The sequence below is a fragment of the Amycolatopsis sp. DSM 110486 genome (assembly GCF_019468465.1).
In the GTDB taxonomy this organism is placed as follows: Bacteria; Actinomycetota; Actinomycetes; order Mycobacteriales; family Pseudonocardiaceae; genus Amycolatopsis.
On the sequence record NZ_CP080519.1, the window covers coordinates 3,868,213 to 3,882,280 of the forward strand.

General features: G+C 70.4%; 14 protein-coding genes. 12 read left to right on the forward strand and 2 right to left on the reverse strand.

Annotated elements, in window-relative coordinates:
• The first annotated feature begins 191 nt into the window (after positions 1-191).
• The 11 genes from K1T34_RS18730 to K1T34_RS18780 all read left to right on the forward strand — a co-directional run bounded on the left by K1T34_RS18730 (position 192) and on the right by K1T34_RS18780 (position 11,243).
• Positions 192-1,802, forward strand: coding sequence for a sigma-70 family RNA polymerase sigma factor (locus K1T34_RS18730; protein WP_220245531.1), 1,611 nt, complete (start codon positions 192-194; stop codon positions 1,800-1,802).
• Between the two features lie 108 nt (positions 1,803-1,910).
• Positions 1,911-2,351, forward strand: coding sequence for a DUF983 domain-containing protein (locus K1T34_RS18735; RefSeq protein ID WP_220245532.1), 441 nt, complete (start codon positions 1,911-1,913; stop codon positions 2,349-2,351).
• 68 nt (positions 2,352-2,419) lie between these two features.
• Positions 2,420-3,280: an Fpg/Nei family DNA glycosylase gene (locus K1T34_RS18740; protein ID WP_220245533.1), complete on the forward strand. Its 861-nt coding sequence runs from the start codon at positions 2,420-2,422 to the stop codon at positions 3,278-3,280.
• 212 nt (positions 3,281-3,492) lie between these two features.
• Positions 3,493-4,794, forward strand: a complete 1,302-nt coding sequence (locus K1T34_RS18745; protein ID WP_220245534.1) for a sensor histidine kinase — start codon at positions 3,493-3,495, stop codon at positions 4,792-4,794.
• A gap of 18 nt (positions 4,795-4,812) precedes the next feature.
• Positions 4,813-5,658 carry a S49 family peptidase gene (locus tag K1T34_RS18750; RefSeq protein WP_220245535.1) on the forward strand — a complete coding sequence of 282 codons (846 nt, stop codon included), beginning with the start codon at positions 4,813-4,815 and terminating at the stop codon, positions 5,656-5,658.
• Between the two features lie 162 nt (positions 5,659-5,820).
• Entirely contained in the window at positions 5,821-6,654 is an 834-nt protein-coding gene (locus K1T34_RS18755; protein WP_220245536.1) for a LytTR family DNA-binding domain-containing protein, read from the forward strand.
• 10 nt (positions 6,655-6,664) lie between these two features.
• Positions 6,665-7,165: a hypothetical protein gene (locus K1T34_RS18760; protein WP_220245537.1), complete on the forward strand. Its 501-nt coding sequence runs from the start codon at positions 6,665-6,667 to the stop codon at positions 7,163-7,165.
• Between the two features lie 69 nt (positions 7,166-7,234).
• On the forward strand, positions 7,235-9,022 hold the full coding sequence (locus tag K1T34_RS18765; protein ID WP_220245538.1) for a cation acetate symporter: 1,788 nt from the start codon (positions 7,235-7,237) through the stop codon (positions 9,020-9,022).
• A gap of 119 nt (positions 9,023-9,141) precedes the next feature.
• Positions 9,142-9,459, forward strand: a complete 318-nt coding sequence (locus K1T34_RS18770; protein ID WP_220245539.1) for a DUF485 domain-containing protein — start codon at positions 9,142-9,144, stop codon at positions 9,457-9,459.
• Positions 9,460-9,509: 50 nt separating this feature from the next.
• Complete coding sequence (locus K1T34_RS18775; RefSeq protein ID WP_220245540.1) at positions 9,510-9,860, forward strand: rhodanese-like domain-containing protein; 351 nt, start codon at positions 9,510-9,512, stop codon at positions 9,858-9,860.
• Between the two features lie 285 nt (positions 9,861-10,145).
• The gene (locus K1T34_RS18780) at positions 10,146-11,243 is read left to right on the forward strand and encodes a DUF4328 domain-containing protein (protein ID WP_370643723.1); all 1,098 of its coding nucleotides are present in this window, start codon (positions 10,146-10,148) and stop codon (positions 11,241-11,243) included.
• A 76-nt stretch (positions 11,244-11,319) separates the two neighbouring features.
• On the opposite strand, the gene K1T34_RS18785 is transcribed toward K1T34_RS18780, so the two are convergent.
• On the reverse strand, positions 11,320-11,913 hold the full coding sequence (locus K1T34_RS18785; protein ID WP_220245541.1) for a TetR/AcrR family transcriptional regulator: 594 nt from the start codon (positions 11,911-11,913) through the stop codon (positions 11,320-11,322).
• A 99-nt stretch (positions 11,914-12,012) separates the two neighbouring features.
• On the opposite strand from K1T34_RS18785, the gene mca reads away from it, so the two are divergent.
• Positions 12,013-12,810 carry a mycothiol conjugate amidase Mca gene (gene mca / locus K1T34_RS18790; RefSeq protein ID WP_220245542.1) on the forward strand — a complete coding sequence of 266 codons (798 nt, stop codon included), beginning with the start codon at positions 12,013-12,015 and terminating at the stop codon, positions 12,808-12,810.
• Positions 12,811-12,853: 43 nt separating this feature from the next.
• Here the strand turns inward: mca and K1T34_RS18795 are convergent, their stop codons facing one another.
• A complete protein-coding gene (locus K1T34_RS18795) occupies positions 12,854-14,008 on the reverse strand; it encodes a cytochrome P450 (protein ID WP_220245543.1) in 1,155 nt (384 codons plus the stop codon).
• Positions 14,009-14,068: the final 60 nt, after the last annotated feature.

Here is a 14,068-nt window from a genome sequence, read left to right on the forward strand (position 1 = left end):
TAACTCTATACCGAGGGATGAGAGCCACTTTCGGGGGGTCCACCTTGTCCGAGTCCGGTCTGTGACGTGCTTCGACTCGGTGCTTCGTTGTCACATCGGGCGTACAAGGGGTGACGACGGGCTTTTCGCTCCGTATGGTGTCCCCATTCGACCGAGTGGTGAGTCCTTCGGGGGAGGAGGTGCCTTGCCGGATGACCGAGCTGGGCGCGGCGCCGCCACCAGCGGCCTCGGAATCCGACGAGAAGGCACTTCTTCAGCGGCTCCGCAATGGGGAAGATGCCGCGTTCGGGGAGCTGTTCGAGCTCCACGCGGCGGCCGTGCGCAGATTGGCGCAGAGTCTTGCGTCCGACAGTTCCGAGGCCGAGGACATTACGGCCGAGACGTTCTTCCGGGTCCTGCAGGCGCTGCGGCGCGGCGCGGGCCCGCGTGACTATGTCCGCGCGTATCTCCTGACCGTCGCCCGCCGGGTGTCGTGGGAGTGGCACGGGGCGCGCCGCGACGTGCCGGTGACCGACGACGAGCTGACGTTCCGCGCCGGCGCGGGCGCCGACACCAACGCGCGCACCGCCGAGCACACGCTGATCACCAGGGCGTTCACGAGCCTGCCCGAGCGCTGGCGCACGGTGTTGTGGCAGACCGAGGTCGAGGGCGAGCAGCCCGCGATGGTCGCGCCGCACTTCGGGCTTTCGGCCAACGCGACGGCGGCGCTCGCCCGCCGCGCGCGCCAGGGGCTGCGGGCGGCGTACCTGCAGGCGCACCTTTCGGTGAACCGCGGGCCGGGGACGTGTCGTTCGGTCGTCGAGAAGATGGGCGGCTTCACAGCGGGCAGCGTCACGGGCGCCGAGGCGGAGCGGATCAAGGCGCACCTGCTGGGGTGCGCTTCCTGCCGCGCGACCCAGGACGAGCTGCGCGACGTCTGTTCGTCGCTGCGCGCGCACGCCGAGGTGATCGTGGTCGCGGTGCCCGCGCTGGTGGGCATCGGCAAGGCGGCCGGGGTGACGGGGGTTGTCACCACCGTGAAGAGCGTGCTGTTCGGCTCGAAGGTGAAGGTGGGCCTCGCGCTCGCGTCGACGGCCGCCGCGGGCGTCGCCGGGTTCACGACCGGTCCGCTCGTGTTCGGTTCGCACCCGGTGCAGGACGTCGGCCTCCAGGGTGGCGCGCCGGAGTTGGCGTTGCAGCCGCCCGCACCGCCGGCTCAGCAGCCGCCTCCGCAGGTGCAGCACGGGCCGCGCGTGGCGACCGGGCAGTTGCACGGTGCCGCGCGCCCGCAGCACCCGTCGGCCCACACCGTCGGCTCGCACCTGGGTACCAACGATGTGCCCAAGCTCCCGGCCGGGCCTGGCGCCGGGCAGTCGTCCGACGGTTCGGCCCGCGTCGACCTCCCCGTCGGCAGCCGGTCGCATTCCCCGATGTCGAGCCAGAACTCCACGGACACCACCGCCTCCACGGACTCGCGCGCCGACACCGACCCGGACCTCACGTCGGGCGCCCCGTGCGACGACCCGACGATCGACGGCCCCTTGAGCACCACGAGGACCTCGTACCCGCCGTCGTTCGTGCCGCCGCCGACGTTCACGTACGTGCCTCCGCCCGAGACCTACCTCCCGCCGACGGTCACGACCACGCCGACGCCGGGCGACACCGTCCCGGAGAAGCCCGAATCGTCCTCGAAGTCCGCTCCGACCAAGTCCACGCAGTCCGAGACCCGGTCCGAAACGGATCCGACTTCCCAAGACTCGGGAGACGTGACCCCGTCGGATGTCACCGGTTCGGCCGATTCCGATTCTCCGTCGGCTCCCTGAGCAGCGGAAACCGGGCAAACCTCGCGCCACGCTCCGTGACCACCTCGCGCTGACGGGCGCCGTCACGGTAACGTTGACCGACTCGAGCGTCGCCCGGGAGGCAACAGGATGAACCGGCTGGTACGCGGCGAAGACGGCCGCGACTGGGTGGTCCGAGCCCAGATGGAGTGGCGTGCACCCGCCACCGCGGACGATTTCGAACACGACGTGGCCGGCAGCTACACGCCGGGCATCGCCATGCTCTTGGTCACCGCTTTCTTGGCAGTGGTGCTGGTGATCTGGACGCCGGACCAGGTGCGCGTGCCGGCGTGGGTGTTCCTCGCGATCCTGCTGGTGCTGCTGTTCTTCCCGTTGCGCTGGATCCTGCGCCGGCCGTGGACGGTCGTCGCCGAGACCGAGGGCGACGTGGCGGGCGACCGGCCCTCGGAGCGCTGGGTCGGCACGATCCGGGGCATGTTCACGGTGTCGGGCGAGGTCAAGCGGATCACGAAGACGATCCAGAAGCACTCGCTGCCTGATTTCGACGGACCCCTGCACCCTGTCGAATAGGGCTGTCGAATAGGGCTGTCGAATAACGGCACCTGGCCGATTCGGGCAACGCGAGCAAGACTGGTGCCATGCCCGAGCTGCCCGAGGTCGAAGCACTCGCCCACCACCTGCGCGAACACGCCGTGGGCGCCACGGTGTTCCGCCTCGACGTCGCCTCGCTCAGCGTCCTGAAGACGGCCGTGCCGCCCTACACCGAGCTGCACGGGCGCGAAATCACCGGCGCCACCCGCCACGGCAAGCACCTCGACGTGGTCCTCGGCGACCTGCACCTCGTCGTCCACCTCGCGCGCGCCGGCTGGCTGCGCTGGTCCGACCAGCTTTCGCCCACGCCGTTGAAGCCGGGCAAGGGCCCGATCTCGCTGCGCGTGCACCTCAACGCGGCGGCCGGCCCGGGCTTCGACCTCACCGAGGCCGGTACGAAGAAGGGCCTCGCCGTCTGGATCGTCCACGACCCGAGCGAGATCCCCAGCGTTGCGCGCCTCGGCCCCGACGCGCTGTCGCTCGACGCGTCGCAGCTGCGCGAGCTCTTCGCCGGCAAGGGCACGCGGCTCAAGTGGGCGCTCACCGACCAGTCGCTCATCGCCGGCATCGGCAACGCCTACTCCGACGAGATCATGCACAAGGCCAAGCTCTCCCCGTACGCCACCGTCGGCAAGCTCGACGAGGGTGCGCTGGAGACGTTGGCCGCCGCCATCCACGACATCGAGTCCGACGCCGTGCAGCGCTCCGTCGGCCAGAAGGCCGCGATGCTCAAGGGCGAGAAGCGCTCGGGCCTGCGCGTGCACGCCCGCACAGGCCTGCCCTGCCCGGTCTGCGGCGACACCATCCGCGAGATCTCGTTCGCCGACAAGTCCTTCCAGTACTGCCCCACCTGCCAGACGGGCGGCAAACCCCTGGCCGACCGCCGGATGTCGCGGCTGCTCAAGTAACGCCGGGCCCGGGCTCCGCGAACCTCCGCACGACGGGTCCGTTCGCGCCGTGAGAGCGCTGGGCCGAACGGGAAAAACCTCTCCGCCGGCCGTCGCAGGGAGTGACCATGCGGTCCTGGCACGCCGCTCGGTAGGGTTCAACCACCCTCGGTCGTCACAACTGGACAGAAAGTGGGGAGCAAGCCTTGCACCCGGTCGGTCGAGCGCAGAGCATGGACGTCGTGTCCGCCTTTCCCCTCGCGCAGGTCGTCCCGTGGACGCTGGCCGGTGTGCTCGCGGTCATCGTCCTCGTGCTGCTCTTCAAGGTGCGCCGGCCCAAAGGCGTGATCCAGGACGCCGTGCTGCAGGCCGTGCACCGGATGTCGAAGGCCACGCCGAACCTGCGCGCCGGCCTCGACGAGGAGGCCGCCAACCGGATGACGGCCGAGCTGCTCGAAGTGCTCGACTGCCTCGCCGTGGGAATCACCGACAGTGAGGGAACGCTCCTGTCCTGGGCCGGCGAGGCCACGGACCACTACCTCGACCTCGTCGACGACATCGGCACCGCGCTGCGCAAGCACCGCCGCGCCGTCGCCGATCACAACCGCATGCCGTGCAACCACCGCGGCACCTGCAAGATGAAAACCGCCGCCATCGTGCCGATCCTGGTCGAGGGCACGGCGGAGGCCACGCTGATCGTCGTCGGGCGCACGCGCGGCAAGCTCGTGCAGATGGCCGAGGCGGTGGCGCAGTTCGTGTGCACGCAGTTCGAGCTGGCGCGCCTCGAGGAGTCGCGCAACCAGCTGAACCAGGCCGAGATCAAGGCCCTGCGTGCGCAGATCTCGCCGCATTTCGTCTACAACGCGCTGAACACGATTTCCGCGCTGATCCGCACGGACCCCGAAGAGGCGCGCGAGCTGCTTCAGGACTTCGCCGACTTCACGCGCTACTCGTTCCGCACCTCCGGCATGTACACCACGCTCGCCGAGGAGCTGCGCAACATCGATCGCTACCTCACGATCGAGAACGCCCGCTTCGGCGGCCGGCTCGAGGTGCGGATGAAGATCGCGCCCGAGGTGCTGAGCGTGGTCGTGCCGTTCCTGATCATCCAGCCACTGGTGGAAAACGCGGTGAAACACGGCCTGGCGAGCAAGCCCAGCGGCGGCTGCGTCACGGTGATCGCGCAGGACTACGGCACCGAGGCCCTGATCAGCGTCGAGGACGACGGCATCGGCATGGACCCGCGCGCCCTCACCGACCTGAAGAACGCGCACCGCACCGGCGCCCACGTCGGCCTCGGCAACATCAACCAGCGGATGCGCCAGGTCTTCGGCGAGGACTACGCGCTCACCGTCGACACCGCGCCCGGTGCCGGCATGAAGGTGACGCTGCGCGTGCCGAAGTTCAAGCTCGGCGTGCGCCCGAACATGCCCGACTACTCGGCCGACGTGCCGTCGCAGGGCGGCCCCGAGGACACCGAGGTCGAGCACAACGGTGTGAACGGATCGCGTTCGGGAATGCTGCCCGCCCACTGACATGGCTAGCCTGGCGGCATGAGCGTTACCGAGAAGCTGACGTCCCGCCTGCCCGTGCTCGGCGACCGCGTCGAGCGCAAGGACGTCGTCGCGGTGGTGAAGCTGCACGGCGTGATCACGCCTTCGCCTTCGCCGCTGGCGCGCGGCTCGATCAACCTGGCGGCCGTCGAGTCGGCGCTGACCAGGGCGTTCGGCCACGATCGGCTCAAGGCGGTGGCGCTGCTGATCAACTCGCCGGGCGGCGCGCCGACGCAGTCGGGCCTGGTCGCGGAGCGCATCCGCCAGCTGGCCGACGAGAAGAACGTGCCCGTGCTGGCCTTCGCCGAGGACGTCGCCGCGTCCGGCGGCTACTGGCTCGCGTGCGCGGCCGACGAGATCTTCGCCCACCGCACGTCGATGGTCGGCTCCATCGGCGTGATCAGCGGCGGCTTCGGGTTCACGGGCCTGCTGGAGCGCTTCGGCATCGAGCGCCGGCTGCACACGGCGGGCGCGAACAAGTCGCGCCTCGACCCGTTCAGCCCGGAGAAGCCCGAGGACGTCGAGTGGCTGAAGAAGATGCACAGCCAGCTCCACGAGCTGTTCGTCGACTGGGTCAAGGAACGCCGCGGCAGCCGGCTCGCCGACACCGAGGACCTGTTCACCGGCGACGTCTGGCTCGGACAGAAGGCGCTCGACCTCGGCCTGATCGACGGCCTCGGCTCGCTGCGCAAGATCGTCACCGAGCGGTACCCGGACGCCGAGATCTCCGTGGCGGAGCCGAAGAGGCCGCTGCTCGCCCGGCTCGGCATCGGCGCCCCCGCGGCGGCGAGCGCGGTGCTCGACGCGGTGACCACCAAGGCCGCGTGGGCCCGCTTCGGTTTGTGACCTTCGGACACCCGTGCGCGTCCGGCACTCGCCCGGTTGGCCGCACCGTCGTACGGCACCGTGCCGCGCCCGTGACCAGGAATGGGGCAAAGGGGGCGTCGGCTTTCCCCGACGGGCGGATGAGTGGGACGGGGCTGGACATTGCACTCGGCAATGGGCAGGATGCGTCTCACTGTGAGTGCTCATGAAGACACCCGGAAGCTCATCGTCTTGGCGGTGGACGACGAGCTCAACGGGCTTGACGAACTGACCCACGGCCTGAAGAACAACCCGCACATCCACCGCGTCTTCAAGGCGTCGGACGCTTCCGACGCGCTGCGGTTGTTCTCCCACGACGACCCCGAGCTCATCGCCCGGCGCGCGCAGGGCCTGCCGACGGTCGACGCTGTGTTCGCCGACATCGACATGCCCGGCCTGTCCGGCATGGAGATGTCGCGCGTGATCGCGGCGATGAACCCGTCGCCGATCCTGGTGTTCGTCACGGGCCACGCCGAGGAAGCCGTGAACGCGTTCGACCTCGGCGCCGTTGACTACGTGCTCAAGCCGTTCCAGCAGGACCGCCTCGACCGGTCCGTCTCGCGCGTGCGCGAGAAGCTGGCCGCGGCCGCCTCGCCGCCGCCCGGGCAGCGCACGGGCGAGCCGGTGAAGAACGACGACGAGGTGATCCCCGTCGAGCTCGCCGGCACCACCAAGCTCATCCCGCGCTCGTCGGTGCGCTGGGTGGAGGCCCAAGGCGACTACGCCCGGCTGTTCACCACCGAGGGCAGCCACCTGGTGCGCATCCCGCTGGCCCAGCTCGAGGAACGCTGGGAGAAGGCCGGGTTCGTGCGCATCCACCGCTCGTTCCTGGTCGCGTTGCCGCTGATCACGGAGCTGCGCATGGGCCAGGGCGGCTACCAGGTCGTGATCGGCAACGAGGAGAAGGTGCTGCCGGTCAGCCGCCGGCACACGCGGGCGCTGAAGGACCGGCTCGTCGGCTCCGGCCGCGGCGGCTGAGCCCGTGTCCGTGCCCGACGATCCGTACCACCGCCTGGCCAACGGCGTCCGCGAACCGGACCCGACGCTGGGTCGCGTGCCCGAGGACAGCGCGGTCGTGGAGCCGGTGCCGCCGGCGCCCGAGCCGCTGCGCCCGGCCGAGCCCGCGCACGAGAAGCCGAAGCGGCAGCGCGTGGTGCTGGCCGACCCGCGCCAGTCGGCGGGCCGGATGCGCGCGCGCGTCGAGCTGGAGGAGCAGACCAGCTGGGGAAAGCTGCTGGTCCGCGACCTGGTGAAGGTGCAGCTGCGCACGGCCGTGCTGCTGGCGTTGCTCGTGCTGCTGGTGCTCGGCGCGATGCCCGTGTTGTTCTACCTGCTGCCCGCCGTCGCGCGGTTCACGGTGATCGGCATCCCGATCCCGTGGCTCGTGCTCGGGCTGCTGCCGTTCCCGTTCCTGTTCGCGGTGGGCCTTTGGTACAACCGGCTCGCCGAGCGCCACGAGCGCGACTTCGTGGACATGATCGAAAACTGACCGCCTCGGACGGGAAAGCCCCGGTGGCGGGGCATCACCTGGCCGCGGGCTCGTGCGAGGATTCCAGCCGTGCAGCTGAACCCGTGGGCGTTGACCGGCATCGTGCTGGTCGCCCTCGCGACTTACTACCTCGGGTACCGCTCGTCGCGTTCGGCCACCAGCACACACGACTTCCTCGTCGCCAGGCGAACGGTCCGCTCGCGCCGCAACGCCGCGGCCATCTCGGGTGAGTACCTGTCGGCGGCGTCGTTCCTGGGCGTCGCGGGCATCGTGCTCAAGGAAGGCGCCGACGCCACCTGGTACCCGATCGGCTTCACCGCCGGCTACCTCGCGCTGATGCTGTTCGTCGCCGCGCCGCTGCGCCGCTCGGGCGCGTACACGCTGCCGGACTTCGTGGAAATGCGCCTCGGTTCGCTGGGGCTGCGCCGCTTCGCGACGGCGTTCGTGGTGTTCATCGGGATCCTTTACATGGTCCCGCAGCTGCAGGGCGCGGGGCTCACGCTCGCGTCGATCCTGCCCGTGCCCGCGTGGGTGGGCGCGGTCGTGGTCACGGTGCTGGTCGGGATCAACGTGATCGCCGGCGGCATGCGCGCGATCACGGTGGTCCAGGCCTTCCAGTACTGGCTCAAGCTGTTCGCGATCTCCGTGCCGACTTTCTTGCTGTGCATGGTGTTCTTCTCCGGCGGCGGCCCCGGCGGCGTGCGCGCGCTCGGCTCGCCCGCCCCGCCCGTGTTCCCGCAGGACACCACGGTTTCGGTGCAGACCGACGTGACGGTGAACGTCACCACCGAGACCTACTTCTACGCCGACGGCCGCATCGACGACGGCCCCGCGCGCGGCGTGGCGCGCTGGTCACCGCTGATCCCGCACACGGTCGAGAAGGGCACCACGCTCAAGTTCGCCGCGGGCACGCCAGTGCCGGTGATCAGCGACGCGCCCGCGACCAACGACGCGTGGCTGCACCCCGCGTCCGGGAAGATCACCGACCTGCTGCAGACGTACTCGCTGATCTTCGCGCTGTTCCTCGGCACCATGGGCCTGCCCCACGTGCTGGTGCGCTTCTACACCAACCCCGACGGCAAGGCCGCGCGCCGCACGACCGTCCACGTGCTGTTGCTTCTCGGGTTGTTCTACCTGTTCCCGACGATGCTGGGCGCGCTGTCGCGAATGTACGTGCCGCAGCTGCTCGTCACCGGCAACACCGACGCGGCCGTGCTGATGTTGCCGACGGCGATGGTGCCGGGGATCGCGGGCCAGGTCCTCGCGGCGATCGTGGCGGCGGGCGCGTTCGCGGCGTTCCTGTCGAGCTCGTCGGGGCTGCTGGTGAGCGTGGCCGGGGTGGTGTCCACGGACCTGCTTCCGGGGCGCGTCAAGGATTTTAAGGTGGGTACGGCCATCGTCGCGTTGTGTCCGCTCGGCCTGGCGTTCCTGCTGCGCACGGAGGACATCTCGCTGTCGATCGGGCTGACGTTCGCTTTGGCGGCCTCGACGTTCAGCCCGCTGCTGCTGCTCGGCATCTGGTGGCGCAAGCTCAGCTGGCCGGGCGCGCTGGCGGGAATGCTCGTCGGCGGCGGGCTGGTGCTGGCGGCGCTGGGCGTCGACATCGCGGCGGGCTACGCGAGTTTCGAAGCGCCTTGGTTCACGACCCAGCCGGGCCTGATCTCGGTGCCGGCGGCGTTCCTCACGACGTACGTGGTCAGCCGCCTGACCCGCTACGGGCGCCCGGAGCTGGTCAACGACATCATGCTGCGGCTGCACGCCCCCGACCCGCTCGGCCTCATGAACGACCGGGCCGTCGCGCGGTTCGGCCAGGCGGAGGACAAGGCCCGCGCGGGGCGAGGCCGGCACCGTAAGTAGGTCACTCGGCGTCACGGCCTATTCACCCGATTCGACGAGGTCGCATCAGCCTTTCCGGGGCGGAAGATCTTCGTGTTGGTCGTGTCGGTGTTTTCAGGTCGTTGTCGGGAAGGGGCGCCGTGGAACGCACCGAAGCGGACGTCGACTGGGAGCACGTGCAGGCGACACCCGAGTTCCAGCAGCTGCGCCGTCGTCGGCGCGGGTTCGTGTTCCCGATGTCGGCGACGTTCCTGGCCTGGTACCTGCTCTACGTGCTCCTCGCCGACTACGCGCACGCGTTCATGAGCGCGCACCTGTGGGGCAACATCACCGTGGGTCTGGTGCTGGGCCTGGCGCAGTTCTTGACGACGTTCGTCGTCACGGCGTTGTATGTGCGCTTCGCGAACCGCAAGCTGGATCCCCTGGCCGCAGAGCTGCGCGCCGAGTACGGGGGCTAGCGTCTGGTTCCTCACACGCGTACAACGCCTGGACATGGGAGCATGGAACTGTGGTGAGCCCCGCTGAACTGCCGACCGCCGAGGTCCGTGACCTGCCGAAGGACGGCGTGCCCCTGCTGGACGTCCGCGAGGACGACGAGTGGGCCGCCGGCCACGCGCCCGGCGCCGTGCACATCCCCCTCGGCGAGCTGCCCGCGCGGGTCGATGAGCTCGCCGAGCTCCCCGAAGACCAGCCCGTCTACGTCATCTGCCGCAGCGGCGGCCGCTCCGCCCGCGCCACAGCCTGGCTCAACGCCAGCGGCTGGGACGCGGTCAACGTCGCCGGCGGCATGGGCGCCTGGGCCCGCGAGGGCCGCCCCATGGTGAGCGAAAACGCGGGCACCGAACCCGAGGTCATCTGACGGATGCACCCAGCCCAGCCCCCCGTCCCCCCGGGATCCGCGCACCCCGCGGGTCCTCAGGGCGGCGCGGGCTGGCCCCAGTACCCGCCTTGGCAGGGTGAGTCTTCTCCCGACGGCTGGGTGCCGGGCTTTGGTGCGCCGCCGGCTGGTGGTCCTGATTCACCCGCGGGCGCCTCGGATCCGCACGCCGGCTCGCACAACGGGGTGCCTCACTCCGCGCCAGGTGGCGCTGGTCCTGCTTCTTCTCACGCGGCCGGCCCGGCTCCTGCCGGCGGGTACTCGCAGGTGGGCAGCTACCCGGCGGAGGCTGGTCCACACCCCGGCGCCTACCCAGCCGGGGCCGGTCAGCAGCCGGGATTCGCCGCGCCTGCGCAGCAAGGCGGTGCCCAGGTGCAGTACCCGCCGTTCGCTGCCGCCGCCCGACCGTTCACCGCCGCCCCGCAGGGCCAGGTGCAGCGAACCGCGCCGGAGTGCCCCTCCACTCCGCGGCAACGTCCACGCCTGAAGTGGGTCGCCTCGCCCCCACCCGGTTCGGTGATCCGGCGGCGCGCCGTGGCGACCACGCCGTACACCGGCCCCCCGTCCTACCCGGTCCCGCCGCGCTGGGGCTTCCCGAACCTCGTCTGGCGCCGCCCGACGACCGTGCCCGGCACGGCTTCCAGCGCAGTGCGCGCGATCGACCGCATCCCGGTCCTGGCGCAGAGCCTCAACACCATCCTGTGGACGTTCGTGTTCCTCGCCCTCGCCGCGGCGGGGTCGGAGATCTGGCGCTACGTCCTGCTGGTGCAGAGCCGCGACTCCGCGCTGAGCACGTCGGTGGTCGGGTTCTCCGACGCGTTCGTGGTCACCGCCGGCCTGCTCACCACGATCCTTTCGCTGCTCCCGGCGGGCCTGGCCGTGTGGTGGCTGCTCGTCGCCCGCCACGCCGCCGCCGACGAGGCCGGCGTCGAGCCCGCGCGTCCCGTGTGGCAGGTGCTCGTCGGCGTGCTCGTGCCGGTGGCGAACCTGCCCATGGCGCTGTCCGTGGTGGGCGAACTGGAACACGCCGTCCTCCGCCGCCCCCGCGACGAACGCCCCAAGCCCTCCCGCCTCGTCCTCATCTGGTGGGGCACCTGGGTGGCCAACTGGGTGCTCCTCGCGGTCACGATCATCTGGCGCCTGCGCCCGGGCGTCCAGGCGATGGCGGACAGCGTCGTCCTCGTCGCCCTCACCGACCTCACGGCCGCCGCCCTCGCGATCGCCACGGCCCTCGTCATCCGCCGCTTCTCCGACCTCCTGATGCCCATCGCCCCCGGCCGCCTGCGCAAGCTGCGCGTCCTCAAGGTCGACGGCGCTCCCGAGCCGGAGCTGCGCAACGCTCGTCCGGTCGGGGCTGCCCGCTGAGCCTCGCTGGGCCTCAGCCCCCGCGCGGGTTTGCTGCTGCGCTTGTTGTCCGACCGCCGACGTTGCCCCGTGAGCTTCAGCCGAGCGCTGGTTCGAGCTGCCCGAACGCCTTCGTCGCCGCCTCACGCACCTTGGTGACCAGATCCTCGTCGCCGGCGTAGGTGAGGTCCCAGACCTCGTCGAAGAGCAGCCGCAGCACCGAAGTCAGGTGGGCCGCCGCCGTGCGCGCGAGGATGTCGCTGCCGGGGGCCTCGCGTTCCAGCAGGGCGGCGACGAGCTGCTGCTCCCGGTCGAGATGCATCTGCGTGAGCGCGGCCATGAGCGTCACGCTGGCCCGCACCATCCCGACGAACTCGATCCCCGCGAACCCCAGCAGCGCGCTCCGCTCCTCGAGTGCCGCGAAGTACCCGTCGCGTACCGCCGCGAACGGCCGGCTCGACAGAGCCTGCTGCACCAGCTTCGCCGGCCAGTCGACGAAGTCGTTGCGGATGTCGAAGACCAGGTCCTCCTTGCGCCCGAAGTGGTTGGTCACGGTCATCTTCGCGACGCGCGCCGCCTCCGCGACCTCGGCGATCGTCACCCCCTCGAACCCTCGCGCGATGAACAGCCGCGTCGCCGCGTGCGAGATGTTCTGCCTGGTCTCAAGCTTCTTCTGTTCCCTGAGGCTCACCCGGCCAGCATACTAGGCCCGACCTAAATGTGTGCTTGACCCAGTGAATCGACGAGGCCTAATCTTAGGTCCGACCTAATAAACCTCGAAGGGACACCGATGACCCTGCGCCTGCTCGCCGTCCACGCCCATCCCGACGACGAATCCAGCAAGGGCGCCGCCACCCTCGCCCGCTACGCCGCGGAAGGCGTCGACGTCCTCGTGGCCACCTGCACCGGCGGCGAACGCGGCGATGTGCTCAACCCAGCGCTGAACACCCCGGCCATCCACAGGGACCTCCCCGCCATCCGCAGACGCGAGATGGCCGCCGCCGCGGAGATTCTCGGTGTGCGCCAACGGTTCCTGGGTCACGTCGACTCCGGCCTCGACCAGCCGTTACCCGAAGGGTGCTTCGCGAAAATGTCCATTGAGGACGCAGCCAAGCCCCTCGCGGACCTGCTCCGCGAATTCCGTCCACAGGTCGTGATCACCTACGACGAGACCGGCGGTTATCCACACCCCGACCACATCCGGACCCACGAAGTCACCCGCGCCGCCTTCGCCGCGACCGAGGACGGCGCCCCGCGCAAGCTCTACTACCAGGCCACCCTCAGCCGCGCGTGGTTCCAGGCCATGCACGACGCCACACTCGCCGCCGGCCTCGAGTCACAGATGGGCCCGGTCCTCGACGAGCTCCCGCCCGACCGCCTCCGCGCCACCACGAGGATCCGCTGCGAGCAGTACTTCGACACCCGCGACCGCGCACTCAAAGCCCACGCCAGCCAGACCGACCCGGCCCACCCGTTCTTCCACCACTCCCGCGACGTCGAACGCGCCGCCTGGCCCTGGGAGGAGTACCACCTCGTCGGCGCCACCCCGGACACCCACGAAGACGACCTCTTCGCCGGCCTCCGCTGACCCGATCGGCCAGCAAGAACCCAGCCTGATCAGCAAGAACCGGTCAAACCGTCACCGGCAACGTCCTCAGCCCCCGGATCACGAACTCCGGCCGCCTCTCCGGCTCGGCCGCCAGCCGCAACCCCGGCAGTCGCGCGGAAAGCGCCGACAACGCCGCCGCGATCTCCACCCGAGCCAACGGGGCCCCCACGCAGTAGTGGATCCCCATCCCGAAACCGAGATGCGCGTTCGGCGAGCGTCCGATGTCCAGCACATCCGGCGCGTCGAACACGCGAGGATCCCGCGCCGCCGCCCCCAGCAGCGCGCCGATCTTCGCGCCGCGCGCCACCCGATACCCGGCGATCTCCACATCCTCAGTCGCCGTGCGCTCGAACAGCTGCAGCGGCGCGTCGAACCGGATCAGTTCTTCCACAGCCGAGTCGAGCAAACTTGGGTCCGACCCAAGTCGCTCCCACTCTGACCGATAGGTCAGCAGCGCCAGCACGCCGTTGCCGATCACGTTCACCGTCGCCTCGTGCCCTGCCATCAGCAGCAGCACAGCGGTGGCCACGACCTCGTCCGGCGTGAGCTCGCTGGCCACCAGGTCGGCCACGATCCCGCCCGGCGTCCCGTTCACCACCGAGCGCAGGTACGAGACGAAGTCGGCCGCGGCCTGCTCGGCGGCCTCGCGGCCCGCTTCGGGCAGGCCGAACTCGTACATCTTCACGATGGCGTTGCTCCACGCCACCAGCCGCGGCCCGTCCTCCACCGGGATGCCGAGCAGCTCCGCGATCACGGCCACCGGCAACGGCTGCGCGAGGTGTTCCAGCAGGTCAGCGCTGCCGTCGGCCTCGATCTTGCCCGCCAGTGTGTCCACCATGGACGAAGCGAGCGCCGCAACCATCGGCTGCAGCCGTTGCACGTGGCCGCGCCCGAACTCGCCCGCGATCACGCGCCGCAGCCGCGTGTGGGCCGGCGGTTCGTTCTCCAGCAAGGAGTTGCGGTGCAGCAGGTTGAACGATGCGAACCGCTCGAGCGGCTGCGCGTCCGTCCAGATCCGGCCCAGCCCGCGGTGGCGCAGCACGGCGGCCGACGCGGCGTGCGAGACCGTGATCGCCAGGTCGAGCCCATCGTGGTGGTGCACCTCGCCCTCGGCGCGCAACGCGGCGAACGCGGGGTACGGGTCGGCGAGGAAGGCGGGATCGGAAGCGTCGAACACGAGCCGACTCTACTGTGCCGATCGTTACCAATCCGACCACAGTCACGGCCGAATGGCTTC